Source organism: Marseilla massiliensis (assembly GCF_023336985.1).
GTDB lineage: Bacteria > Bacteroidota > Bacteroidia > Bacteroidales > Bacteroidaceae > Prevotella > Prevotella intestinigallinarum.
This window is the reverse complement of record NZ_JAMBLP010000033.1, coordinates 1-26,584: the sequence shown is the minus strand read 5'-3', so window position 1 is coordinate 26,584 and position 26,584 is coordinate 1. Positions and strand designations below refer to the sequence as shown.

The 26,584-nt window shown below is 58.9% G+C and carries 18 protein-coding genes, 1 tRNA gene and 1 pseudogene; 6 read left to right on the top strand and 14 right to left on the bottom strand.

What is annotated here, in order from left to right; genetic code table 11:
* Positions 1-104 precede the first annotated feature (104 nt).
* The 9 genes and pseudogenes from M3089_RS14540 to M3089_RS14500 all read right to left on the bottom strand — a co-directional run bounded on the left by M3089_RS14540 (position 105) and on the right by M3089_RS14500 (position 11,940).
* A tRNA-Val gene (locus M3089_RS14540) sits at positions 105-179 on the bottom strand.
* A gap of 709 nt (positions 180-888) precedes the next feature.
* The gene (locus M3089_RS14535) at positions 889-2,043 is read right to left on the bottom strand and encodes an OmpA family protein (protein WP_249084894.1); all 1,155 of its coding nucleotides are present in this window, start codon (positions 2,041-2,043) and stop codon (positions 889-891) included.
* A 710-nt stretch (positions 2,044-2,753) separates the two neighbouring features.
* Positions 2,754-4,595: a DNA mismatch repair endonuclease MutL gene (mutL, locus tag M3089_RS14530; protein WP_249084891.1), complete on the bottom strand. Its 1,842-nt coding sequence runs from the start codon at positions 4,593-4,595 to the stop codon at positions 2,754-2,756.
* 163 nt (positions 4,596-4,758) lie between these two features.
* A complete protein-coding gene (locus M3089_RS14525; protein ID WP_249084889.1) occupies positions 4,759-5,046 on the bottom strand; it encodes a hypothetical protein in 288 nt (95 codons plus the stop codon).
* 317 nt (positions 5,047-5,363) lie between these two features.
* Positions 5,364-7,016, bottom strand: a pseudogene (locus M3089_RS14520) (OstA-like protein); the annotation flags it as partial.
* Entirely contained in the window at positions 7,013-8,401 is a 1,389-nt protein-coding gene (locus tag M3089_RS14515) for a peptidylprolyl isomerase (protein ID WP_394802299.1), read from the bottom strand. The gene M3089_RS14515 and the pseudogene M3089_RS14520, both read right to left, overlap by 4 nt.
* Positions 8,402-8,404: 3 nt before the next feature.
* The gene (locus M3089_RS14510) at positions 8,405-9,832 is read right to left on the bottom strand and encodes a peptidylprolyl isomerase (RefSeq protein ID WP_249084887.1); all 1,428 of its coding nucleotides are present in this window, start codon (positions 9,830-9,832) and stop codon (positions 8,405-8,407) included.
* 8 nt (positions 9,833-9,840) lie between these two features.
* Entirely contained in the window at positions 9,841-11,328 is a 1,488-nt protein-coding gene (guaB, locus tag M3089_RS14505; protein ID WP_249084886.1) for an IMP dehydrogenase, read from the bottom strand.
* 291 nt (positions 11,329-11,619) lie between these two features.
* Positions 11,620-11,940, bottom strand: coding sequence for a TfoX/Sxy family protein (locus tag M3089_RS14500; RefSeq protein WP_249084884.1), 321 nt, complete (start codon positions 11,938-11,940; stop codon positions 11,620-11,622).
* Positions 11,941-12,935: 995 nt separating this feature from the next.
* On the opposite strand from M3089_RS14500, the gene M3089_RS14495 reads away from it, so the two are divergent.
* Together M3089_RS14495 and M3089_RS14490 are read left to right on the top strand one after the other, a co-directional pair.
* Complete coding sequence (locus tag M3089_RS14495) at positions 12,936-13,178, top strand: hypothetical protein (RefSeq protein ID WP_249084882.1); 243 nt, start codon at positions 12,936-12,938, stop codon at positions 13,176-13,178.
* Between the two features lie 581 nt (positions 13,179-13,759).
* Positions 13,760-14,374 (top strand): sugar O-acetyltransferase, encoded by a 615-nt coding sequence (locus tag M3089_RS14490; RefSeq protein ID WP_249084881.1) that lies wholly within the window; start codon positions 13,760-13,762, stop codon positions 14,372-14,374.
* Positions 14,375-14,476: 102 nt separating this feature from the next.
* Here M3089_RS14490 and recQ read toward each other — a convergent pair whose 3' ends face one another.
* From recQ to M3089_RS14465, 5 genes are all read right to left on the bottom strand, one after another.
* The gene (recQ, locus tag M3089_RS14485; protein WP_249084878.1) at positions 14,477-16,663 is read right to left on the bottom strand and encodes a DNA helicase RecQ; all 2,187 of its coding nucleotides are present in this window, start codon (positions 16,661-16,663) and stop codon (positions 14,477-14,479) included.
* Positions 16,664-16,749: 86 nt separating this feature from the next.
* On the bottom strand, positions 16,750-17,976 hold the full coding sequence (gene clpX, locus M3089_RS14480; RefSeq protein WP_205107426.1) for an ATP-dependent Clp protease ATP-binding subunit ClpX: 1,227 nt from the start codon (positions 17,974-17,976) through the stop codon (positions 16,750-16,752).
* A 9-nt stretch (positions 17,977-17,985) separates the two neighbouring features.
* Positions 17,986-18,651: an ATP-dependent Clp endopeptidase proteolytic subunit ClpP gene (gene clpP, locus M3089_RS14475; protein ID WP_205107428.1), complete on the bottom strand. Its 666-nt coding sequence runs from the start codon at positions 18,649-18,651 to the stop codon at positions 17,986-17,988.
* Positions 18,652-18,798: 147 nt separating this feature from the next.
* Positions 18,799-20,166, bottom strand: a complete 1,368-nt coding sequence (gene tig, locus M3089_RS14470; RefSeq protein ID WP_249084876.1) for a trigger factor — start codon at positions 20,164-20,166, stop codon at positions 18,799-18,801.
* 431 nt (positions 20,167-20,597) lie between these two features.
* Positions 20,598-21,782: a carboxypeptidase-like regulatory domain-containing protein gene (locus tag M3089_RS14465; protein WP_249084874.1), complete on the bottom strand. Its 1,185-nt coding sequence runs from the start codon at positions 21,780-21,782 to the stop codon at positions 20,598-20,600.
* 673 nt (positions 21,783-22,455) lie between these two features.
* On the opposite strand from M3089_RS14465, the gene cysQ reads away from it, so the two are divergent.
* Genes cysQ through cysD form a run of 4 tightly spaced genes read left to right on the top strand, consistent with a single transcriptional unit; the run spans position 22,456 to position 26,404 of the window.
* On the top strand, positions 22,456-23,310 hold the full coding sequence (gene cysQ / locus M3089_RS14460; protein ID WP_394802298.1) for a 3'(2'),5'-bisphosphate nucleotidase CysQ: 855 nt from the start codon (positions 22,456-22,458) through the stop codon (positions 23,308-23,310).
* A complete protein-coding gene (locus M3089_RS14455) occupies positions 23,300-24,871 on the top strand; it encodes an SLC13 family permease (protein WP_249084870.1) in 1,572 nt (523 codons plus the stop codon). Before cysQ ends, M3089_RS14455 begins: the two co-directional genes overlap by 11 nt.
* A 15-nt stretch (positions 24,872-24,886) precedes the next feature.
* A complete protein-coding gene (cysC, locus tag M3089_RS14450) occupies positions 24,887-25,486 on the top strand; it encodes an adenylyl-sulfate kinase (RefSeq protein WP_249084868.1) in 600 nt (199 codons plus the stop codon).
* A gap of 6 nt (positions 25,487-25,492) precedes the next feature.
* On the top strand, positions 25,493-26,404 hold the full coding sequence (gene cysD / locus M3089_RS14445) for a sulfate adenylyltransferase subunit CysD (protein WP_205107445.1): 912 nt from the start codon (positions 25,493-25,495) through the stop codon (positions 26,402-26,404).
* Positions 26,405-26,584: the final 180 nt, after the last annotated feature.

Below are 26,584 nucleotides of genomic sequence, written 5' to 3'. Positions count from 1 at the left end.
GTTTTCATGCAAGCGAGACCCACCGGCCGCCACGCTTCCGGCAACCGCCCGAAAGGCCGTAAAAGCAAAAGAGACACCAGCCGTGCTGATGTCTCTCACTCGTGTGGGCGCTGAGGGATTCGAACCCCCGACCCTCTGCTTGTAAGGCAGATGCTCTAAACCAGCTGAGCTAAGCGCCCGAGTTGCTTGTCTTAAGCGGTTGCAAAGATACAAACATTTTTTGTCATGGCCAAATTTTGAGGCGCTTTTTTCAATCTTGCCGTCATTTTTTTTCATCATCCAGGCCCTTCGCCGCCATCTCTACAACGCCAAAGCCCCCGCAAAGGGCAACGTGAAACTGGCTGTCAAACACCGATGACGCCACAGCCAGAAAGCCATCAACAGCAAAAACGGCGGGGTGATTCGAGCTAAAAAACAAGGGCGCCTCGAGCAAAGCAGGGCCATCGAAAGCATAAAAGAGGGCTCACCAGATAAATCCAGTGGCTTTTTAGGAGTTGTTTTTTAGGAGTTCAGGAGTACAGGAGTACAGGAGTACAGACAATAGTTTTTGTGTATAATGGAGTTAGAGGGAGGTAGAAGGAGTTACAAGGAGTTACAAGGAGTTAGAGGACAATGGCATTGACTATCTCTTCCTGCAACACTTTCCACATGCTCCCAGAACTCCCATGTTTCCATAACTATTATCTTAACCCCAAAATATATACTAAACTATTGTCTGAACTCCTGTACTCCTGTACTCCAGAACTCCTAAAAAAACAACTCCTAAAAAACAACTCCTAAAAGCCCCAATGTTTATCGGTTGCCCCAAGAGAGCCGATGGCAAAAGCAAATAAGAGGGCCGGCGGGGCATGATGCCCCGCCGGCCCGTTAAATAAAATTTCCTTGTAATTACTTTATTGCAACAGTTGCGCGACGGTTGTAAGAAACCGGAGACAGCGTGTTGACGCCACCGGCAGCAACAACCTCGATGTTGTCGCGGCTTACGCCCATGTTAACAAGCTCGTTGGCAACAGCCTCAGCACGCTTCTGGCTGAGCTTCTGGTTCCAGCTTGCGCTTCCGGTCTTGCTGTCAGCATATCCGGTAACCACAATCTTAGAGTTGTTGGCCTTGGCAACCTCAACGAGGTCCTTGACGTTCTGGAGATCCTTCTTAGAGGCAATCTTAGACTTGCCGATGTTGAAGAACACAGATACGGGAGCTGCAACCACTTCCTTCACCACCTTTGTCTCAGCGGGCTTCTGGTTGGCCAGCATGTCCTTCAGCTTGGCGTTCTCAGACTGAGCGTCGGCCAGCTGAGCGTTGAGGGCGTCGATCTGACCCTGCGAGAGAGCCTTGAGAGCCTCCACGTCGGGAGTCTTGTTCCACTTAGCCTTGCCAAGGTTGTAGGTGAGACCCACTTCCACGTTCAGCATGTTGTCGCGGGTCTTGGGCCATCCTGTAGCTGTCGGGCCGTCTTCGGTGATGCCGTCGAAGTCGGGCTCGAACCAAGCCCACGACAAGTCGAGGTTGATGGCCACCTTGCGGCTCAGGCGGAAGGTGTTGAGGATACCGAGGTTGAGGTCCATTCCGTAACGGTTGTAGGTCATGTTACGGCCGTAACCTGCACCCAGATAGGGGATGAAGTTCCACACACGGGTCTCGTTGTAACCGCAAATCATGTTGCTCAGGTTGAAGAGCACCTGCTCGTTGAGCACCCAATACTTGCTTGCGTTCAGGTCTTTATCGTCGCTGGCAACAGTGCGGCCCCATACGCCGTTGAACTTCGTGCGCAATCCGATGCCCGGAGTAAACCACTTACCTATTGCAACAGAGAATCCGAGATTGTTGCGGAATCCCTTGAACGGGCTCTTAGACAAGCCGTAGCCCATCTCTTCGTTGCTATAGAAAACGCCTCCGGAAATGTTTGCCTGTACAAACCAGTTGCTCCAGAAGGAGTTCGTGGCAACGCTGTACTTCATTTCAGGTACAGCTGATTCGTTGTCCTGAGCCATTCCGGCTACAGAGACGCTGGCAAAAGCCAGCATAATTAATAACTTTTTCATACCTATACTAATTATACTTAAACAATATATCACACTTAGTAGTATGTGCAAAAGTAAACATTTCTTTTCATTCAGCCAAACAAAACATGCCTTAAAAAACAATTTTTGGGTGAAATATTACTAAATGTCCAATATTATTGCGCAATAATCATCGTAAAATCACGTTTAATCAGTCTACGGCTACAATTAATAACCACGGGCGGCCGGCACCGCCCGCCACCAAGAAACAAATCATACAAAACCACGTCCCGGCAGCTAAAGCCGCAACCCCTTGCACATTATTAATAATAAGTAGCTGTTCAAAATTAACCGATACAATAGAACTTGCAGGTGGCATCTATATCTTTGCCACCATCTTGTGTGCTCTTTCGGGACGCATACCAAAGTCTCATCGGTCGCGTAGCCCGCTACGCTCCCTCTTCGGACTTTGGCATGTGCCTCCGAAATAGCGCAAAATTTGATGGCAATTAATTTTGAACACCTACTTAAAGGGGAGAAGCGCATGCACCAAAACGGCAGGCGGCATGTGGCCCCGCGGGCGCCACAGGTGGCACGGCCCTCTGCCCACGGCCGGCTCCCACGCCCCAATCCGGCCATGCATGATGCGTGAACGGCGCACAAACAAACCACAGACGGCGCGGGGCCACAGACTGTTGCCCCACGCCGTCTCTGCCGTCTATCCCGCCAAGCCCCTTGCGCCTGCGGCGCCGTCAGCCGAGCAGCTGCTCGATCTCGCGCTGCGGCAGTATGCAGATGATGGCCTTGCCGTCGGGTGTGTAGTTCACGTTGGAACAGGCAAACAGCTCGTTGACAAGGCTCTCCATGGCCATGTTGTCGAGCACCTGACCCTCGGGTATGGCCGCAGCCCGCGCCATGCTCATGGCGAGCGACTTGTTCAGCTCGTCGACAGAGCCCGAGCTGCACTCCAGTGCATCGGCCACCATGGTGCGTAGCAGCGCCACGCAGTCGATGCCGTCAAAGCCGGCAGGCACCCCGTTGACGGCATAGCTGTTCTGGCCGAGGGCGGTCAGTTCGAAGCCTATGGCCTCGAGCTCGGGCATCACCTTGTCGAGCACCACGGCGTCTGACGGCGCAAACTGCACCACCTCGGGGAAGAGCACGCGCTGTGTGCCGGCCGCCCGCCCGCCAAACTGAGCCAGGTAGCGCTCGTAGCGTATGCGCAGGTCGGCCCGGTGCTGGTCTATTATCATCAGCCCCGACTTCACGGCGGTCATGATATACCTGCCCTTGTATTGGTAATGCACCGGCGACTTGTCGTCGGCGGCCGGAGCCTCTCCGGCAGGGGCGCCCGCGGCATCAGCCGGCTCTTCGGCCATCTCCTCATCGCCGAACAGGCTGTCGGGCTCGGAAGGCACGTCGGCCTTCACCCCCGAGTACATCTCCTCCCAACTGCCGGGCATCTTTGGCCTTGCCTGGTGGTCGGTCTTGAAGGGGTTGTACGCCGGGTTGAAGTCGACCGACGGCTGCGCGGCCCCGTTGCCCGGGTCGAACACAGGTATGTCGGGGCATCCCTCGGTGTCGAAATCTATGGTGGGCACCTCGCAGAAGCGCCCTATGGAGTCTTTCACCGCAGCCGTGATGATCTGCCACACAGCCTGTTCGTTCTCAAACTTAATCTCGGTCTTTGTCGGGTGTATGTTCACATCGATGTTTGCCGGGTCCACTTCGATGTATATGAAATAAGGCACCTGCATGCCCACGGGCACCAGACGGTCGAAAGCGTTCATCACAGCCTTGTGGAAGTATGGGTGCTTCATATACCGTCCGTTGACGAAGAAATACTCATGCACGCCCTTCTTTCGCGCCGACTCCGGCTTGCCCACATAGCCGCGTATGCGGCACAGGGCCGTGTCGACCTCCACCGGCAGCAGGTCTTGGCTTATGCGGCGGCCGAACACGTCGGTTATGCGCTGCCTGAGGCTGCCCGCGCGCAGGTTCATCATTTCCGCCCCATTGCTGTGCAGCGTGAAGCTGATGGCGGGATAGACGAGCACTATGCGCTCATAAGCCGCCACGATGTTGTTTAGTTCGGTGGCATTGGTCTTGAGGAACTTGCGCCTCGCCGGCACGTTGAAGAACAGGTTCTCGACCATGAAGTTGCACCCTACGGGGCAAGCCACCGGCTCCTGGCCCACCACACGCGAGCCGGAGATAGACAGGTGGGTGCCTATGTCGCGCCCCTCGAGCCGGGTCTTGAGCTCCACCTGCGCCACGGCGGCTATCGACGCGAGCGCCTCGCCCCTGAACCCCATGGTGTGCAGGGCGAACAAGTCGTCGGCCTTGCGTATCTTCGACGTGGCGTGGCGCTCGAACGCCAGGCGCGCGTCGGTCTCCGACATGCCCGTGCCGTTGTCGATTACCTGTATCGACGTGCGCCCGGCGTCGACCACAAGCACGTTGATGGCGGTGGCGCCGGCATCGACGGCGTTCTCAACCAATTCTTTTATCACCGAAGCCGGGCGCTGTATCACCTCGCCGGCGGCTATCTGGTTTGCCACGGAGTCGGGCAGCAATTGTATGATGTCACTCATTGATCGTTGGTATTTCAGTTAGCAAACGCCCGCCCGCGCGGCCCCGGCCTCGGGGTGGCCGCAAACGGGGCCACGGGCAATAATCAAAGCATGCCTGCGGGGGCATGGGGCTGCCGCATCGCGGCGGCGGCACACGGGCCGCGCCGCCCGCCACGGCCGCCCGTCAGAGAATGTAGCGCACCAAGGCCAGCAGCACGATGAGCAGGAACACAAGCACTGCCACATGCAGCCTGGGGCGGCCGGAGGCCTCGCGCTCGCGGGCCCTGCGCAGGTGGCGCGTGCTGCCCGAGAACACCCCCCGCAAATGCTCCGGCCTGAACTCCTCGGGCGCCTCGATGCCAAGCTCGCGCCGGGCACGCTCCTCGATGGCCCTCAACCGCTCGCGTCGCTCATCATAATATATGTACCTATGGTTGAAGCCGCGGGGCTTGCGCCTGGAAAACAGGCTCATGCCCCGCCCTCCCCGGCCCCGGCGCCGTCTTCCGGGCGGGTGGCTGCCGCCGGGGCGGCAGTCACGCCGGCCTTGTCGCCCTCGCGGTTGCCCTCTCCGCCATCGGCCCCTGCGGCTTCGGCCTGGGCCGGTTGCGTCACGGCCGCGGGAGCCACGGCGGCGGCCGCAGAGTCGGCCGGGGCTGCCAAGCCTGCGGAGTCGGCCGGCAAGGCTGGCGCCTTCAGCGTGTCGGCACCGGAGCGGCGCGGCACCGGCGGCGCCGCCAGGGGCGACTTAGGCCTGTCGACAGGTATCGAGTCTGACGCCGACGGCTTGCCCGACAGGTGCTGCAGCGGGGCCTCCTTGCGGGCCACCACCTTGAGCTCGGTGCCCGCCTTCTTGCCCCGCCAGTTGAATATGTCGTCCTTGTTGAGCGGGCGCACGTAGTCAAACCATGCGTAGCTCGGCAGGAAACGCTTGGCCGGGGGTATCTGCGACATGGGGTAAAGGGTGCCTTCGGCCTTCGGCATCCACACCTTCTTCATCTTCCGGTTTTCGAGAAACACCTTCAGCTGGGTGGTCTCGGTATAGTTAAGCCCTATGAGCGAGCTGTCGCTGTCGTCGACGGGGTAATAGACGATGAGCACATTGTCGTTGGCGTCGGCCTCATATATCTCTCCGTTGCGGAAGAAGGCGAACATCTCGTCGGACGACACCTGGTTGTAGTTGGTCGAGTCGGGCAGCTGCTCAACCGAGAGCGCCTGGCCTATGACATGGGCGCGGTTGATGGTAGAGTCTTTCATGTAGACCTTTATCACCTCGCCAAGCAGCTGCTGGCTCTGGTTCCACACTATGGGGTCGCGGTACATCGTAAGGCACGAGTCCTTGCTGTTGTACACCAGCGAGTCGCACACGGCCTGCACGTCTATGCGGTAGGCCCTCACCTTGTTGTATGCGTGTATCTTGCGGTATGCCGAGTCGGTGTCTATGTTGAACGTATATATCTTGAACGTGTCGGCATGCATGTATAGCGAGTCTTTCTGCGAGTAGTCTATGGCCACGGCGCGCTTGGTGGCCATGCCGTAGCCGGTGTTCTCGTTATACCAATAATAGTCGCAGGTCATCATGTTCTTGTTCAGCGAGTCAACGTAGACCACATTGTCGAAAGCCTCGCTCGTGCCCTGCTTGCTGTCGTAGTATACGCTGTCGCCGGTCATCCACTTGCCCTTGTCGCTCATCACCGAGCGTCCGAATAGCCTGGCCCTGTCGAGGTTGGTGTTGTAATATCCGTCTTCGGTATATATGTGGCTTGCGCCCGATGTGATGTTCGACGGGCCTACGGCATGCGCCACCGACGTGCCCGTGTCGTAGTAAAGCGTGTCGCTGGTCAGGAAAAACTTCTTGTTGCGCAGCTGCACGTCGTAGTTGAACACCGCCTGCTTTGTCTCGGTGTAGTATTCGCCCCAGTCGGAGGTCAGCTCGCTGTCCTTGTCAACGAGCTTTCCGCCCTCGAAGAAGTAGCCCACATTGTACAGCCGGTCGAAGTTCAGGCTGTCGGTGTACAGCGTCGACTTGCGGTGCTTGAGCACGACGTTGTATCGCGCCATGGCCATCTGCTCGTTGCCGTCGTAGAAGGCGTAGTCGCTGAACAGCGACAAGGTGTCGCCCTGGTACATCTTCACGTGGCCGAAAGCCTCGAACGAGTTGGACATCTCATAGAAATGCGCGCTGTCGCAATATAGCGTGGCGCCCTGGTGGCGGAAGGCCACATGGCCGTTCAGTATCTGGGCGTCGGGGTTTTTGTAGCGGTCGTAGTGCAGCACGTCGGCATGGATGAGGTAAACGCGGTTGTCGTCGGCGGCGCCCCTGGCCGCGCGCTGCTTCACGGGCAGCATCGACCGGGCCACACATAGCCCAAACAGGCATAGAACCAAGGCAATGGTGGTTCTATGCCCGCTGAAAAGTTTGGCAGGGATTGGTTTCCTGGTCATTTTATCCAGCCTTGATATTCAAACTTGCAGTCCTTGTAGCGGTCGTTGATGCGCACGTAGGTTGTCTTTATCTTGTCTACCACCCACTCGTGCAGCTTCTCCTCGCGGCGCTTGCCAAGCACAAGGTCCTTCATCACCTGGAAGTCTTCGGTGATGGTGGCCTTGTGGCCGTCGACGCGGTTTTTCAGCTTCACGATGGCGCAAACCGTCTTTCCCCTGTCGTTTATCATGCTGAAAGGTGCAGATATCTCGCCCACCTTCATGGTGTCTACAACCTTTGCCACCTCGGGCGGCAGGTCTTGCATCCTGAATTTCGAGGTGCGCGCCGAGCCCATTATGTTAGACATCAGCCCGTGGTTGTTGCGCGTGTCCTTGTCGTCGGAGATGACGGTGGCGCCCTCTTCGAAGGTGAACAAGCCCTTGGTTATGTCCGTGCGTATAGAGTCGAGGCGTGCCAGCGAGCTGCTGACGGCCTTGTCCGAGATGCGCGGCTTGAGCAGTATGTGGCGCACCTTGATCTTGTCGCCGCGCTTGTCGATGAGCTGTATGATGTGGAAGCCAAACTCCGACTCAACGATCTTCGACACCTTCTTGGGGTCGGTCAGGTTGAAGGCCACGTTGGCGAATGCCGGGTCGAAGGTGGTGCGGCCCGCGTAGTCTATCTCTCCGCCCGAGCGTGCCGACCCCGGGTCTTCCGAGTAGAGCCGGGCCAGGGTAGAGAACGACGTCTCGCCCTTGTTTATCCTGTCGGTAAACGAGCGCAGCTCGTCTTTCACCCTGTTTATCTCTTCCTGCTCGATGCGTGGCGTCTGTGTGATTATTTGCACCTCCACCTCGGTAGGCACAAATGGTATGCTGTCTTGTGGCATGTCCTTGAAATAGCGCCTCACCTCGCCGGGTGTCACCTTGATGTTCTCCACCAGCTTCTCGCGCATCTTCTGCGTGGTCATCTGGTCGTGTACGATGTCGTGCAGCTCGTTGCGTATCTGGCTGATGCTCTGCTTCTTGTATTCCTCAAGCTTCTCTCTCGAGCCGGCCTGCTGAATCCAGTATTCCACATAGTTGTCCACCTGCCCCTGCACGTCGGCCTCGGTCACCTCGACGCTGTCGATGGCAGCCTGGTGCAGAAACAGCTTCTGCACGGCCAGTTGCTCGGGTATCACGCAGTCGGGGTCGCCGTTCCACCTGGTACCTTCCTGTGCGGCCTGCATGCGCATCGCCTCCACTTCCGACTTCAGTATGGGCTCGTCGCCCACCACCCATATCACCTCGTCCACCACATTGTGTGCGGAAGAGTCGGCCGCGGTCTGGGCTGCAGAGTCTACGCCGGCCATCGAGGCACAGGCCAGCAGCGTGGCGAAACAGAGATTGCCTTTTAGTTTCATCTGCTATTTATGATTGTTTACTGTTTTCAATACGTCTTTGTTTACCTCCACCTTGTACTTCTTGCGCAGCTCGGCCACCCAGTTCTTCTCAAGCAAGTCTTGGTAGTCGGCGGTCACCAGGCCGCGCACGTCGGTATATTCCTCAGGCCCTTTCTTGAGCAGCTTGCCGTAGACGGCGTCGATGGGGAAGTCTTTGGTGGGCGCCACCTTTACGTCTTTCTTGAACACCTCGCGGTCGATGAGTGCGTTGTCTCCTTCCTTGAACACGCCCTTCTCCACGCGGATGCGCAGCACCGAGTCGTTGTTGAACGTTGTGCGCAGGGCCTCGGCCCACTCGCCAAACGGCAGTTTCCTCACGCAGTCCCTCACGGCCTCTACGTCGGCCTTGTCCTTCACGTGGTATGCCATGCCCTTGTATCGCGGTTGGCTCCATGCGTACTTCTTCTTGTTTTTCTTGAAGAATGCCTCCAGCCCGAGCGTGTCGGTGGCGGCCTTGTTCCACACCATGCGGTTGCTGATCTCGTAGAGCAGCAGTCCGTCGTGGTATTCGCGTATCAGGTTCTTCAGGGCCGGGTCGGCCGCCATCAGCGAGTCGGCCCTGCGCTCTATCACCTGCTCGCGCGTCAGCGTGCCTGCTGAGCGTGCCACGATGGTGTCTATGCGCGCCAGCGCCAGGTGCTCGCGTATGTTGCGCTGCTCTATGAACTTCATTATGTTGCCACGCAGCGAGTCGTAGGGCTCGAGCTGCTTGTGGCCCTTCATGAGTATGATGTGGTAGCCGGCGGGCGAGAGGAACGGCTCGCTCATCTCGCCGTCCTTCAGGGCGTAGGCCTTGTCTTCAAACTCCTTCAGCGTCTGGCTCGGCCCAATCCACGGCAGCAGTCCGCCGTTGGCGGCCGAGCCCGGGTCTTGCGACAGGCTCTTGGCCGTCTCGGCGAAGTCGGCGCCGCCCTTGAGGGCCGCGTATATGGAGTCGATGCGCTCCTTCACCTTCTGCCGCTCGGCGTCGGTGGCCTTCTGGCCCACGTATAGGAATATGTGCGCCGGGCGCACCAGCCCCCGCGGGCCTATGGCCCTCTTGGTGTTGTCGTACACCCTGCGCGCCTCGGCCTCGATGTCGGCGTCGCCCACAAACGTTGGCCTTATCTGCTGGTCGCGGTACTGCGCGAACTCGGTCTTGAACGAGGCCATGGTGTCGAGCCTGGCGTCGAGGGCCGCAGCCACCTTGAGCTTGTAGTTTATGAACAGGTCGACATACTCGTCCACCGTCTTCTTGTCGATCACGCCCTCGGCGTTGTTCTTGTTGTATGAATACTCAAACTCCGAACGGGCCACGGGCTGGCCGTTGATGGTCATCACCGTGGGGTCGTCCTGGGCGGTTGCCGCCCCGGCTGCCATGAGCAGGGCGGCAATCATTGCTCCTATCTTCATCGCTTTGGTCAATCGTTAGGTCTCGAATAGTTTGGCGCCTCGCTCGTGATGGCGATGTCGTGGGGATGGCTCTCAAGCACGCCGGCGTTGGTTATCCGGGTGAACTTGGCCTGGTGCAGGCGCTCTATGTCGGCAGCCCCGCAATAGCCCATGCCCGAGCGCAGCCCGCCCACGAGCTGGTAGATCACCTCCTGCACGGTGCCCTTGTAAGGCACGCGGCCGGCGATGCCCTCGGGCACGAGCTTCTTCACGTCTTTCGTGTCGCTCTGGAAGTAGCGGTCTTTCGAGCCGTTCTTCTGCTCCATGGCCTCGAGCGAGCCCATGCCGCGGTAGCTCTTGAACTTGCGCCCGTTGAAGATGATGGTCTCGCCGGGGCTCTCTTCGGTGCCGGCCACGAGCGACCCTATCATCACCGAGCTTCCGCCGGCGGCCAGGGCCTTGACGATGTCGCCCGAATAGCGCAGACCGCCGTCGGCTATGAGGGGCACGCCCGTGCCCTTAAGGGCGCTGTACACATCGTAGACTGCCGACAGCTGCGGCACGCCCACGCCTGCCACCACGCGCGTGGTGCATATAGAGCCCGGCCCGATGCCCACCTTCACGGCGTCGGCACCATTGTCCACGAGCAGCCGTGCGGCCTCGCCCGTGGCCACGTTGCCCACCACGATGTCTACCTGCGGGAACGACTTCTTGGCCTCCACGAGCTTCTCTAACACATATTTTGAATGGCCGTGGGCCGTGTCTATCACTATGGCGTCGGCCCCGGCGTCGACAAGGGCCTGCATGCGGTCGAGCGTGTCGACGGTGACGCCCACGCCGGCGGCCACGCGCAGGCGGCCCTTCTCGTCTTTGCATGCCATGGGCTTGTCCTTGGCCTTGGTTATGTCCTTGTAGGTTATCAGGCCCACAAGGTGGTTGTCTTTGTCTACCACCGGCAGCTTCTCTATCTTGTTCTCCTGCAGTATCTGGGCTGCGGCGGCCAGGTCGGTCTGCATGTGCGTGGTCACGAGGTTGTCTTTCGACATCACGTCGTCCACCTTCTTGTCCAGGTGGCGCTCAAAGCGCAGGTCGCGGTTGGTGACGATGCCCACCAGGTGGTTGTCTTCGTCTACCACGGGTATGCCGCCGATATGGTATTCTGCCATCATGTCGAGAGCGTCCTTGACGGTGGAGCCGCGGCGTATGGTCACGGGGTCGTATATCATTCCGTTCTCTGCACGCTTCACGATTGCCACTTGGCGGGCCTGCTCCTCGATGGTCATGTTCTTGTGGATGACGCCGATGCCGCCCTCACGAGCTATGGCTATGGCCATCTGCGACTCGGTGACGGTGTCCATGGCCGCTGTCACGAATGGCACGTTAAGCTCGATGTTGCGCGAGAACCTTGTTTTCAACTCCACTGTCTTGGGCAGCACGTCTGAATAAGCCGGGATTAAGAGGACGTCGTCAAAAGTCAAGCCGTCCATCACGATTTTATCTGCAATAAATGATGACATATTTGATACTGTATAAAATTATTGCGTGCAAATTTAGCACTTTTTTTTCAGTTAGCCGTTATGGCCGCGCCATTTTCTTCGGCCGTTAACACGATTTAGCCCAAATCTCGCTTCGGCCGACGCGACGGCGGCAAAACCACGCGGCCGGGCTGCCACCGGCCATGCCGACCGCCCAGCGTCCCTCTGCCACGCCGCGCCAAGGCTTAAGCCCCGATGGGCCGTCTGGCCATGCCATACGGGCCGTCTGGCCTGCCGATACGGCCCCGGCGGCCGCATGACGGGGCGCCCGGCTCAGCCCTTGCGGCTTCGCTTCTTCGGGAAGGGCAGCGCCTCCCACAGCGCCCTGGCCACCCGCACGGCAAGCTCGCCGTGCCCCACGTCGACGATGATGTGCTCGCGGGCCCCGTCGTAGGGGCAGCCGCGCTCGGCGTCGGGCAAGAGCCGGGCCACGGCCGGGAGGTCTTTGGCGTAACAGGTGTCGTCGCACACCGTGAAGACGGGCTTGCCGTCGAGGTAAACCACGTAGTCGCCGAACATCTTCCGCCAACTGACGTCGCCGGCAGGCGATATCTGCCTGCACACAAAATCCACAAACTCAATGCTGCTTGCCATATATCCACGCTTTGATGATTAAGTAACTGTTCAAAATTAACCGATACAATTGACCTTGCAGGTGTCCTCTATATCTTTGCCACCATCTTGTGTGCTCTTTCGGGCCGCATGCCAAAGTCTCATCGGTCGCGTAGCCCGCTACGCTCTCTCTTCGGACTTTACCATGCATCTCCGAAATAGCGCACAATTTGATGGCAATTAATTTTGAGCACCTACTTATCCTTTGCGGCGAGCCGCCCGGCCACTGCCGGCCGCAGCGGCACGCCACCCAACGGCCACAAAGGTACAACAGGGGGAAGGAAAAAACAAGCCCGCGGGATGGTTTCTTCGCCCTCACGCCAACAATGGCCCAAGACAGGACAGAGCCTGGCCCGCCGAGGGCCACGGCCAACGGGCGGCACCGACGGCGGCCCACGGCCCGAAGCCACGCCCAACAGCGGCCCACGGCACTGCAATTGGCACTGCGGATGGCGCTTGCCGGGCTTAGTGCCAACTGCAAAGGAAAAAAGCACGACGACATGTGGGTGTATAGTGCCAACTGCAATGTATATTTTATATATACATTGCAGTTGGCACTAACCCCCGTGTAGTGATAGATTGCAAATGGCATAAAGCGCACTGCAGTGTCATGCCATGCCACGCCGCGCCACCGGCTGCCGACGAATGGGCATGCCCGCCAGCAGGAGCCTGGGCGGGGGCGAGCCGCGTCAAGGCGTCAGTCCACCCGACGGCATTCCGGCCGGAGGCCATCGCCCCACCTGCCGGAGTTTTTTTTACAAACCCGCGCGGTTTCTCCTATGGATGCAACAACAGCCATTGCTACTGCCGCCGGCATCTGTTTAGCAGCACGCACGGCAAAATCGGATGCAGGAGCCACGGCAAAACACTGTTCTATATCACCACACATTGAGCCTGCCGGCGGGTTTCACGGCAACCGGGCACACGGAGGATGAGCGGGGAGCACAGTCGCCATGCGCCGGAGTAACCGACTGTAGATGAGCCACAAAGGACGGCAGCACGACCTGATGCCGAGCCGCCAGTGGCACCGCCCCCACCGGCGCATTGCCACCACGGCCGCCCGGCGCCGGTGGGCAGGCATAGCGGGCCTGCCGTCGGCACGGCACGCGACGGCAGGCATGGCAGGCAAGCCATCCTACGGCTATGACGGCTTGTCTGCCGAGGCCCTGCCGCGGCATGAAATTATTTTAGTTTTTCATCAGTCTAGCACACCCGATTGAGGAATAAACCTTTAGCGGGGTATTTCAGAAACAGAGGCAACGATTTGGCTGCCGTGCGAATGTCTGCGGTTTGCGGAGCTGTGCTGCCAAGGGGAGGCTGGAGACGGGAGACGGGAGTACAGACAATAGTTATGAAAACATGGACTCTATGGGAGCATTGTGAAAGTGGTGCATGAAGATAGTCAATGCCATTGTCCTCTAACTCCTTGTAACTCCTTGTAACTCCCTCTACCTCCCTCTACCTCCCTTATCCACAAAAACTATTGTCTGAACTCCTGTACTCCTGAACTCCTGAACTCCTGAACTCCTAAAAAACCAACTCCTGTACTCCTAACAAGTTACAAAAAAATGAAAACAGCCAACTGCGATTGGCCGAATGAAATAAAAAAACTATCTTTGCAGATGCCTGGCGGCCTATCCCGCTGCCCTCGCGCCAGCGGGCCGCGACTGCATGGCCGCGCCCCCGGGCTACGCCACACAGCAACGGCGGCCGCTACCGGGCATCGACCCACCACAGTGGCCCGGCGTTGCCGTCAAGGGCAGTGCAGGCACAAGCAATTGTAACGACAAAACTAGACAACATGAAAAGCGAAAAGGAAAAAGCAAGCGAAGGACTGCTATACGACGCTAACTACGACGGGCAGCTGCTGCGCGAAAGGGCCGAGTGTGCCGACATGACCCACGAGCTGAACCAGATGCGCCCGTCGATGGCGGCCGAACGCGAGGCCCTGCTGCGCCGGCTGCTGGGCAGGGCTGGCAAGGCGCTGACCATTCTCTCGCCATTCTTCTGCGACTATGGCTACAACATAAGCATTGGCGACAATTTCTTCATGAACATGAACTGCGTGATACTCGACGGGGCCAAGGTGACATTCGGCGACAACGTGTTTGTTGCCCCCGGATGCGGGTTCTACACCGCCGGCCACCCGCTCGACAGCCAGCGGCGCAACAGCGGACTGGAGTATGCCTACCCCATAACCGTGGGCAACAACGTGTGGATAGGGGCACAGGTGTGCGTGCTGCCCGGCGTGACCATAGGCGACAACACGGTGATTGGCGCGGGCAGCGTGGTAACGAGGAGCATCCCGGCCAATGTGCTGGCAGCCGGCAACCCCTGCCGGGTGATCAGGGCGATTACCGAGGCCGACAAGGAGCGGTATACGCAACCGCCAAGGCTGCCGCACGGCGAGGGGTGAGCCGGGGCACGGCCCGGGGCAACAGACAAAAAGCGCCGGGGCAAGGCATACGTTGGGCATGCCCTGCCCCGGCGTGTTGCGGCCGGGCGGCCCGGGGGCTCGTCAGTTGGCCATGTCGGATATGAACTTGATGCGCACCAGGCGTATCTCGTCTTCCGAGTAGTCTTCGCCCAGCTCGCGTATGGCCGTCTCGAGGTCGTCGGTCTCCGACTCCTTGAAATACTCGTAGATGTCGTCCACATGGTCTTCGTCCATCACCTCGTCAAGGAAATAGTCGATGTTTATCTTCGTTCCCGAGTAAACGATGGCCTCAACCTCGTCGAGCATCTCGTCGAAGTCGATGCCCTTGGCGTTGGCGATGTCGTCGAGCGCAATCTGGCGGTCGATGCTCTGGATGATGCTCACCTTGAGCATCGACTTCTTGGCCACCGTGCGCACGCGCAGGTCGGCCTGGCGCACGATGTCGTTCTCGTCGCAGTATCGCTTGATGAGGTCTACAAACTCCTTGGCGTATGGCTGCTTCACCTTGCCCTCGCCCACTCCCTGTATGTTCTTGAGCTCCTCGAGGGTGACAGGGTAGTCGGTGGCCATCTGGTCTATCGACACGTCTTGGAATATGACGTACGGCGGGCGGCCCATTTTCTTTGACACCTTCTTGCGCAAGTCTTTGAGCATTGCGCTCAATGTCGGGTCCAACGCGCTCGTGCCGCCGGCAGCGCCGTCCAGTGAGGCTTCGTCGTCCTCGTTGAATTCGTTGTCTTCTACAATCATGAATGATTCAGGTTTTTTTATGAATTTCTTTCCTTCGGGCGTAATCTTCAGCAGCCCGTAGTTCTCAACGTCTTTCTTCAGGTATCCCGCTATGAGCGCCTGGCGTATGAGCGGGTTCCATATCTTCTCGTTGTCGTCCTCACCCGAGCCGAAGGCCTCGAGCTCGTGGTGCTTGTGCGCCACTATTTCGTCGGTCTCGCGCCCCATGATGAAGTCTATCACATAGTCTGAGCGGAAGTTCTCCTTTATTGCCGCAATGGCCTTGAGTGCTGTGAGCAATTGCGCCCCGGCCTCAATCTTCCGCTTGGGATGCAGGCAATTGTCGCAATTGCCGCAATTGTCGCGAGTGTAATTCTCGCCGAAATAATGCAGCAGCATCTTGCGCCTGCATACGGAAGTCTCGGCGTATGCCGCCGTCTCCTGCAGCAGTTGCCGGCCGATGTCCTGCTCTGCCACGGGCTTGCCTTCCATGAACTTGTCGAGTTTCTGCAGGTCCTTGTGCGAGTAGAATGCCACGCAGAGGCCCTCGCCCCCGTCGCGCCCGGCCCGGCCCGTCTCCTGGTAATACCCCTCGAGGCTCTTGGGTATGTCGTAGTGTATCACGAAGCGCACGTCGGGCTTGTCTATGCCCATGCCGAAGGCTATTGTGGCCACGATGACGTCGATCTTCTCCATGAGGAAGCCGTCTTGCGTCTTTGAGCGCGTGGCGGAGTCGAGCCCGGCATGGTATGCGGCAGCCTTTATGTCGTTGGCGCGCAGTATGGCGGCCAGCTCTTCCACCTTCTTGCGCGAGAGGCAGTATATGATGCCGCTCTTGCCCGGGTGCTGCTTTATGAACTTTATGATGTCCTTGTCTACGTCTTTCGTCTTGGGGCGCACCTCGTAATACAGGTTGGGCCTGTTGAAAGAGCTCTTGAACTCTTTGGCGTCGACGATGCCGAGGCTCTTCTTTATGTCTGTGCGCACCTTGTCGGTGGCCGTGGCCGTCAGCGCGATCACCGGTGCCTGCCCGATCTCGTTGATTATCGGGCGTATGCGTCGATACTCCGGCCTGAAATCATGCCCCCACTCCGATATGCAATGCGCCTCGTCGATGGCATAGAACGATATTTTGACCGTCTTGAGGAACTCCACGTTGTCTTCTTTGGTCAGCGACTCCGGGGCGACATACAGTAGCTTGGTGCGCCCGGCGCGGATGTCGGCCTTCACCTGGTCGGTGGCGGCCTTGTTCTGCGACGAGTTGAGGTAGTGGGCCACCCCCTGCACCTCGCTGAGGTTGCTGATCACGTCAACCTGGTTCTTCATCAGCGCTATGAGGGGGGAGATGACTATGGCCGTGCCATCCATGAGCAGCGACGGCAGTTGGTAGCACAGCGACTTGCCACCGCCCGTGGGCATGAGCACGAATGTGTCGTGCCCGTCGAGCACGTTGCGTATGATGGCTTCCTGGTCGCCCTTGAACTTGTCGAAACCGAAATATTTCTTAAGCGCTTCTGTAAGATTAACCTTGTCTGTCATATCGTGGTTTGGTTGGGGCAGCCGCGTCATCCCGGCCGCCAGGGTTATTCGTATGTTGCAGGCCTGAAGGCCGGCCGGGGCACATCTCAGGAAGCGAGCTTCTGCAAATGTGACTTATCCAGCTGCTGCCGGGCATAATCGAGAGTGACCTCAAAGGTCTTTGCGTCGGTGGACGGCACCTCGAACATGGCGTCCATCATTATGCTTTCAACGATGGAGCGGAGCCCGCGGGCGCCGAGCTTGTACTCTACGGCCTTGTCGACGATGAGGTTCAGGGCCTCGTCGCTGAACGTCAGCTCTATGCCGTCCATGGCAAACAGCTTGGCGTATTGCTTCACTATCGAGTTCTTGGGCTCGGTAAGGATGCGGGCAAGGGCGTCGCGGTCGAGCGGCTTGAGGTAGGTGAGCACCGGCAGGCGGCCTATTATCTCGGGTATGAGGCCAAAGGCCTTGAGGTCTTGCGGCAGGATGTACTGCATGAGGTCTTCCTTGTCTATTTTCCTCACGTTCTGCACCGAGTTGTAGCCCACGGTGTGGGTGTTGAGCCTTTGGGCTATCTTGCGCTCTATGCCGTCGAAGGCCCCGCCGCAGATGAACAGTATGTTGCGCGTGTCCACCTGGGTGTAGTCTTGGTCGGGGTGCTTGCGCCCGCCCTTGGGGGGCACGTTGACGACGGTTCCCTCGAGCAGCTTCAAGAGGCTCTGCTGCACGCCCTCGCCGCTGACGTCGCGCGTTATCGACGGGTTGTCGCTCTTGCGGGCTATCTTGTCTATCTCGTCAATGAAGACTATGCCGCGCTCGGCGGCGGGCACATCGTAGTCGGCCACCTGGAGCAGCCGCGAGAGTATGCTCTCCACGTCTTCGCCCACGTATCCCGCCTCGGTGAACACCGTGGCGTCTACGATGGTGAACGGCACGTCGAGCAGCTTGGCTATGGTGCGCGCCAGCAGTGTCTTGCCAGTGCCGGTGCTGCCCACCATGATGATATTGCTCTTCTCTATCTCCACGCCCGAGGGGTCGTCGGGCTGCTGCAAGCGCTTGTAGTGGTTGTATACGGCCACCGAGAGGTTGCGCTTGGCCTCGTCCTGCCCTATGATGTATTCGTCGAGGTAGGCCTTGATTTCGGTTGGCTTCGGCACTTTCTTTATCTGGAACCTGTCGCTCTTCTTGGCTTCCGGCTCGCCGAGGCCCGCCGACTGCACTATATGGTATGCCTGCGTGGCGCAATCCTCACAGATGTAACCTGTAAGCCCCGTTATCAGGAGCCTCACGTCCTTGTCGCTCCTTCCGCAGAAGCTGCACACTTTCTTCATTGCCACCGCTTACTTCTTTTTTGTCAGCACCGTGTCTATCATCCCGTACTCGCGGGCCTCGTCGGCCGTCATCCAGTAGTTGCGGTCGGAGTCGTTCCACACTTTGTCATACGGGGTGTGCGAATGCTCGGATATGATGGTGTATAGCTCTTTCTTGAACTTCATTATCTCCTTTGCCTCTATCTCGATGTCTGAGGCCTGGCCCTGCACTCCGCCCAGCGGCTGGTGAATCATCACGCGGCTGTGGGTGAGGGCCGAGCGCTTGCCCTCGGCGCCGGCCACGAGCAGCACGGCGGCCATCGAGGCGGCCATGCCGGTGCATATTGTGGCCACGTCGCTCGAGATGAACTGCATGGTGTCGTAGATGCCGAGCCCTGCGGTGACGCTGCCGCCGGGCGAGTTGATGTATATCGATATGTCTTTGCCCGGGTCAACGGAGTCGAGGTAGAGCAGCTGGGCCTGCAGGGTGTTGGCCGTATAGTCGTCGATGGGCGTGCCGAGGAAGATGATGCGGTCCATCATCAGGCGCGAGAACACGTCCATCTGCGTCACGTTAAGCTGGCGCTCCTCGAGAATGTAGGGGTTGAGATACTGCGACTGGGCGCTTATCACGCCGTCGAGCACCTGCCCGTTGATTCCCAAATGCCGTGTGGCATATTTTCTGAAGTCGTTCATATTTATCTTTAAATGTTGTTTTTAATGTTATCGGAATAAGGCACTAAAAAAGAAGGCTGCCGACCTTATTTACTTGTTCCGTGGAACAAAGTTAATAAAAAAAGTCGATAACCTTCTTTCTGTGGGGCTTTTTTTTCTTAAAACCCCTTATTTTTCCTGCATCATCTTGTTGAAGTCGTCGAGCGAGATGGATTTCTTATTCAGTTTCACCTTGCCCTTGAGTGCCTCGATGAGCTTCACGTCTACGGCGCGGTCTACAAGGCTGTCCACGTTCTTGCGCTCCTTGAGCATGTCGCTGGCATACTTCTCGATGTATTCGTCGGGCACGTTGGCCATGCCATACTGTGCAAACTGTATGCGTGCGGTTTCCTTTGCCACGTTCTTCACGTCGTTGTCGTCTACCTTGATGCCGTTGTCGGCAACCAGCTGCTCCTTTATCAGGTGCCACTTCAGCTCGACGATGCTTGCGGCGTAGTTGTCGTCGACGAACTTCTGGCCGCGGTCTTCGTTGTTCTTGAGCATCACGCGCTTGAGCATGGCGTCGGGGAACTGGAGCTCGCCCACCTTGTCTTCCATGTACTTGCGCACGTCGAGCAGGAACTTATAGTCGGAGTCGGTGGCCAGCTGGGCCTTGATGCCCTCGCTTATCTTCTGGCGGAACTCCTCCTCGCTCTTCACCTCGTCCTTGCCGAACACGTTGTCAAACAGCTCCTGGTTGACCTCGGCCTTGACGAAGCGCGATATTTCCGTCACGAGGTAGGTGAAGTCAGACTCCATCGTGGCTGCCTTCTCCTTGTCTATCTTGAGCAGCGACGTTATCTCGGCGTCGTTCTCCGGGTAAGCCTTCTTCGGGTTGAACGTGATGACGCTGCCCAGCTTGGCGCCGTCGAACAGGTTTTTCTGCTCTTCCACCTTAATATATTCGGGCATGAGCACGGCTCCCTCAACCACTACGCCGTCTTCCTTGGCGTTGCCGTCGGGGCCGAGCTCGCGCAGGTCGCCCTTCAGCATGTCGTTCTTAGCGGGGTCGTAGTCTTCCACCTTGTCGTAGTGGCCTGCGCGCGAGGCGAACATGTCAACCTGGCGGTTCACGAGCTCGTCGTCCACCTCGATGTCGTAGTAGTCAACAGTGTCGCCCTGGCCAAGCTCGGCCTTGAACTCCGGGGCCACGGCAATGTCGAACACAAACTCAAACGGGCCGTCGGCCTTGAAGTCAACGGGCTTCTGCTTCTCCTCGTTGGGCAGCGGCTCGCCGAGCATCTGTATCTTGTTGTCGCGGACGTAGCCATAGAGCTTCTCGCCTATGAGCTTGTTGATGACGTCCACCTTCACGGCCTCGCCATACTGGCGCTTGATGAGCCCCATGGGCACCATGCCCGGGCGGAAGCCCGGCATGTTGGCTTTCTTGCGGTAATCCTTAAGCTGCTTCTCTACATCTTTCTCATAATCCTCCTTCTCAATGGTCAGCGTGAGCTGGCCGTTGATTTTGTCGGGGTTCTCGAATGAAATATTCATCTGTCTGCTATTTATTAATTTTTTGATGTTCTTAATATGAGTTGCAAAATTACAGATAAATGGTGTAACAGCCTAACAATTTGAGTTTTTTAACAACGGCGCCCCCATAATAGCACCACATGCAAAGCAGCGCCCGCGAAACCAGCCAAGGATGTGCCATCAGGCGCGGTTGGAGGCCGGCAGCAGATGAGCAGCTGGCGGCCATGACCGATGAGGGCACGCCCGAAACGCCATTCAAAGACCACGCCGGGATGGCCGCCACAACAAACCGGCGACCAGCCGCAAGCCACGCCCAGATGCAGGCGCGGCATGGCATGGCAGCCTACCTCGGGGCCCGAAACCAACATGGCGAAACGCAATACGGGCCTACAGGAAAAGCCGTTTGGCCGCATGGCCTGCACCGCATGGCCCTCAGCACATGTGGCGTGGCGTCAGAACTGCCCGAAAAGATTGCGGCGCTCAAACATCCGCACGGCCTTTTCTTCCAGCGGCGTGCGCTTCACCACCTCGTTGTCGCGCCAGAAGCCTGCGTCATACCCCTGCCGGTCTATCTTGCGCTGCAGGTTGTCGAAGAACAGCATATAGCGCCCCTGCCTCAGCCTCTTGCCCTTGCCCACGTTGAACATGAGCGAGCGGATGTGGCTGCGCGTGCCCCCGCAGGCGAAGGAAACGCTCACCGACATCGACTCCACCTCGGAATAGCCGCCCTCGTCGGCCATGTTGATGTCGAAAGACATGTCGTCTACCTCTGACACCACATTCACCTTGTTGAACATGTTGAGCACGCGCATGTTGACACCCTTGCCCACGCAGCGCAGTATGTGCATGCTGCGCATGTCTACGTAGAGCTCGCAATCGAGTATGGGGCGCCCCACCCCGGCCCTGGGCCTGAACCGCAGCACCATGAGCCGGCGCCTGCCGTCGGTTATCACGCGCAGGCCCACATCGTAATAGGTGGCGTAATTGTCTACGAGCGGCATCACGTCTTGCGTGTCCAGGGGCCGCTCGCCGCCCACGAGCTCCATCTGCGAGTATGTGAAGAAATTGCCGAAAAACGACGGGGCCGCCGTGCTGTCGGCCCCGACCGCCGCGTAGCGCCCGTACATCAGCGCCATGTCGCTGACGGCCACCACCGGCTTGGCCTTGAAGAAAGCCTCGAGCACCTCGATGCACTCGCCGTCGGCAAACGATATCTGGCGGTAGAAAAACGTGGTCTTGCGCCGCCTCTGCCTCTTCATCTGGCGCCGGGCCTCGGCAATGACGCCCTTCACCACATTGTCGACGGGCATCACCACCACCTCCTCCAGGCTCACGGCCATGGGCTGCAAGGCCACCCGCGAGGCGGCAGGCGAGGCAGCCACCGTCACCGGCCTGTAGCCAACGAACGACACGGTGACGCTCTCGGCCGGGGCGCACTCCACCTCAAACCACCCCTCGGAGTTAGTTATGGTCTTGCGGCCGGCCGCCGTCTTGACGCTGGCCGACGGCAACGGCTTGCCGGTGGCGGCGTCGACCACGCGCGCCTCCCACGCCGCGCCGCTGCTCGCAAGGGCCTGCCATGCCGCAAACACCACGGCCACGGCCCTTGCCGCCAAATGCCTTGTGAAGATTGCCATAGTCTGAATATGTATGTTGAGCCTGCGCCGGCCTGCCCCGACGGCCCGAACCCGGGGCGCGGAGCCCCAAGCCGCCAACCGGCACCCGCCTGCCCCAGCGGCGGCCGGGCACGGCGCTGCCATGCAAAGGTAGCAAAATTAATCCGGACGGGCAACTGCTGTGGCAGACATTTTTTCACGGCGCCGGGCAGCCCAGCGCCAACGGCGGCCCAGCGCCCGAGGGGCGCCCGCGGAAAACGGGGCGAACGGCCGTGCGAAACGTGCTGTTTGGCATTGCGACACAAGCCATTCGCAAGGCAAATACGGCCTATGCCCACCATGGCCGGATTTCCTTCACATCTGCATTTCTCTTTCACCAAACGGTCTGCTTCACCGGCCATACCTCACCGAGTGGCAGCACTGTAGCTGAAAAGCGCAGCCTGAGTGGCTTACACGGCCATGCCGCACTCAAGGCCACACACAAAACGGCCTGCTTGCGCCCACCACCCGACAGGCCACCGTGGCGCCGGCGGCCCGGCAGGCTGCCGGGGTTAAAATATTCCGCCATCGCTTTATAATATGTTAATTACAAATAAAAGACGGCCCGCAAATGGCGTAAGGCGAGAAATAGATGTTACCTTTGCAAGCCTAACCATAGGGATACCCGTGGGGAATCCCCCGAATGACCATGATTATGGATACGATTGAAACACTGCTTACGACAGCCGTCAACGCCGCCATCGGCGCCGGCGGCGAGATAATGAACGTATACGACGACCCGGCCCAGGACTTCGGCATAGAGCTGAAGGCCGACAACTCGCCGCTGACCAAGGCCGACCGGAGGGCCGACGCCGCCATAGCGGCTGCGCTGCAGCCCACAGGCATAAGCATTCTGAGCGAGGAAAGCGCCCACGCGCCCTACGGCGAGCGGCGCCACTGGGAGCGCATGTGGATTGTCGACCCGCTCGACGGCACCAAGGAATTCATCAAGAAAAACGGCGACTTCACCGTGAACATAGCACTGGCCGAAGGGGGCACGCCCGTGGCCGGGGCCATCTACGTGCCCGCCACGCGCGAACTGTATTGGGGACTGCGCGGGCGCGGGGCAGGCAAGGCATCGAAAGTGGGCTCCGACAGGCGCTTTGCCGACATCGGCGAACTGGCCGCGGCGTCGGCACCGCTGCCCGTGGCAGGGCAGCAACGGCCGTTCACCGTGGTGGCATCGCGCTCCCACCTGAGCGACGAGACGCGCGCCTTCATCGACGCCTTGCGCACATCACACCCGGCCATGGCCATGATGTCGAGGGGCAGCTCGCTGAAGATGTGCATGGTGGCCGAGGGCCTTGCCGACGTCTACCCGCGCTTTGCGCCCACCATGGAATGGGACACGGCCGCCGGCCACGCCATAGCCACAGCCGCCGGATGCGAGGTGGTGAGGGCCGACGACGGCACACCGCTGGCCTACAACAAGCCCGACCTGCACAACCCTTGGTTCATAGTGCGCCGCAAAGACGGCCACGCAACAACACCCTACGCCCATGAACTTTGAGATAATCTTCGTAATCCTGTGCCTGGCGGCCATGCTGATGGCCCTCATCCGCGACAAGATGCGCCCGGGCATAGTGCTGCTCAGCGTGGTGGTGGTGTTCATGGCCACGGGCATAATAACGCCCAAGCAGATGGTGGCCGGCTTCAGCAACAGGGGCATGATAACCGTGGGGCTGCTCTTCCTCGTGAGCGAGGGCATCAGGCAGAGCGGCGCCCTGACCACGGTGGTAAAGAAACTGCTGCCCGGACAGGGGGCCACGGTGACGCGGGCGCAGCTGCGCATACTGCCGATAGTGAGTGGTTTCTCGGCCTTCCTCAACAACACGCCGGTGGTGGTGATATTCGCCCCGATACTGAAAAACTGGGCCAAGCGCGTTGGCCTGCCCTGCACCAAGTTCCTCATACCGCTGTCGTATGCCACTATACTCGGCGGGCTGTGCACGCTCATAGGCACCTCGACCAACCTTGTGATACACGGCATGATGATAGACCGCGGCATGGAGGGGCTCAAGATGTTCGACCTGGCATACATAGGCATACCCATCACGCTGGTGGGCCTGGCCTTCATCGTGCTCACCTCGGGGAGGCTGCTGCCCGAAGAGCGCCCCGACACGTTTGAGGACGAAGAGGCCGACACGCAGGAAGCCGCCGGCATGCACGTGGTAGAGGTGGTGCTGGCCTCGCGCTTCCCCGGGCTGAAGCGCAAGCTGAAGAACTTCGACTTCAAGCGGCGCTACGGTGCCGAGGTGAAAGAGATAAGGCAGGGCGGCCAGGTGATAACCGACAACCTGGGCGAGGTGCGCCTGCAGCAGGGCGACACGCTCGTGCTGCTGGCCGACGACGCATTTACGCGCACCTGGGGCGACTCTTCGGTGTTCCTGATGATGACCAACGGGCGCGAGATACCCACGCGGCCCATGCCAGTGTGGAAGAAGTGGACGGCCCTTGCGCTGCTCATCATAATGATAGCCGGCGCCACCATAGGCGAGCTGCCTGCCGTCAAGGAGCGCTTCCCGGGGGTGAAGATGGACATGTTCTTCTTTGCCTCGGTGACAGCCGTGGTGATGGCGTGGCTCAAGCTGTTCCCACCGAAGAAATACACCAAGTACATCAGCTGGGACATACTGATAACCATAGCCTGCGCCTTTGCCATAAGCGCGGCCATGGAAGAGTCGGGCCTGGCCGCGCTGATAGCCAACTCGATAAAGAGCGTGGCCGGGCAGATGGGCGCCTGGGGCGCCCTGGCCATGCTCTACTTCGTAACGCTCGTGATCACGGAGCTGATAACCAACAACGCCGCGGCCGCCCTGGCATTCCCGCTGGCACTGGAGACGGCCGCCAAGTTTGGCGTCGACCCCATGCCTTTCTTCATAGCCATCTGCATAGCGGCCTCGGCGGGCTTCGCCACCCCCATAGGCTACCAGACCAACCTGATAGTGCAGGGAGCGGGCAACTACCGTTTCACCGACTTCATAAAGATAGGCCTGCCCATGGACTTCATAGTGATGGTGGTGTCTGTAAGCCTCATCCCGATGATATGGCCGTTTGTGCCGGCAGCCTGACAAAACCATAGCTACATGGAACATATATACCCCATATTCGACAAGATGCTCACCCGGGCCGACAAGGAGGCCCTGCTGGGCCAACGCGGCATCATGATATGGATGACGGGGCTTAGCGGCTCGGGCAAGAGTACGCTGGCCATAGCCCTGGAGCGCGAACTGCAACGGCGCGGCATACTGTGCCGCATACTCGACGGCGACAACATCCGCTCGGGCATCAACAACAACCTTGGCTTCTCGCCCGCCGACAGGCGCGAGAACATCAGGCGCATAGCCGAGGTGGCGCGCCTGTTCGTAGACACAGGCATAGTGACCATAGCGGCATTCATAAGCCCCAGCGAGGAGCTGCGACGCATGGCCGCCGGCATTGTGGGCGAGGCCGACTTCTTTGAAATATACGTCAACACGCCGCTCAGCGTGTGCGAGCAGCGCGACGTGAAGGGCCTGTACGCCAAGGCGCGCCGCGGCGAGATACGCGAGTTCACCGGCATATCGGCACCCTTCGAGGCGCCCGCGGCGCCGGCCATGACGGTAGACACGTCGGCCATGCCGCTCGCCGACAGCGTGAATGAGATACTAAACAGCATTTTACCAAGGATAAACAAACAAAACTGAACATATATGGCAGAAGATTACAATTTGAGCCATCTGAAGCAGCTCGAGGCCGAATCGATATACATCATACGCGAGGTGGCTGCCGAGTTTGAAAACCCTGTCATGCTGTACAGCATAGGCAAGGACTCGTCGGTAATGGCCCACCTGGCCGAGAAGGCCTTCTATCCGGGCAAGCCGCCCTTCCCGCTGATGCACATCGACTCGAAATGGAAGTTCAAGGAGATGATTGAGTTCCGCGACGAGTATGCCCGAACCCACGGCTGGAAGCTCATCGTGGAGTCAAACATGAAGGCTTTCCGCGAGGGCGTGGGCCCGTTCACCCACGGCAGCAAGGTGCACACAGACCTGATGAAGACGCAGGCGCTGCTCAACGCGCTCGATAAATACAGGTTTGACGCGGCCTTCGGGGGCGCACGGCGCGACGAGGAGAAGTCGAGGGCCAAGGAGCGCATCTTCTCGTTCCGCAACAAGTTCCACCAGTGGGACCCCAAGAACCAGAGGCCGGAGCTGTGGGACATATACAACACGAGGGTGCGCAAGGGCGAGAACATACGCGTGTTCCCGCTGTCAAACTGGACGGAGCTCGACATCTGGCAGTACATCAGGATAGAGAAGATACCAATAGTGCCGCTCTATTTCGCCAAGGAACGGCCCTGCGTGGAGATTGACGGCAACCTCATCATGCCCGACGACGACAGGCTGCCCGAGAAGTACCGCGACAAGATAGAGACGAAGAAGATACGGTTCCGCACCCTTGGATGCTGGCCGCTGACGGGTGCAGTGGAGTCGGAAGCCGACACGATAGAGAAGATTGTGGAGGAGATGATGACCACCACCAAGTCGGAACGCACCACCAGGGTGATTGACTTCGACCAGGACTCTAGCATGGAGCAAAAGAAACGAGAGGGATATTTCTGAGGGAAAGAGAATTAAGGGTGAAGAATTAAAGATTAAGGATGAAGGGTGAAGAATTAAGGATGAAGGATTGAAGATGGGCTGCGAGGTGATAGTCAAATGCAAATGTCTGAACTCCTGCAACTCCTGAACTCCTGCAACTCCTGAACTCCTGAACTACTGAACTCGAGCCACTCCTGAGCT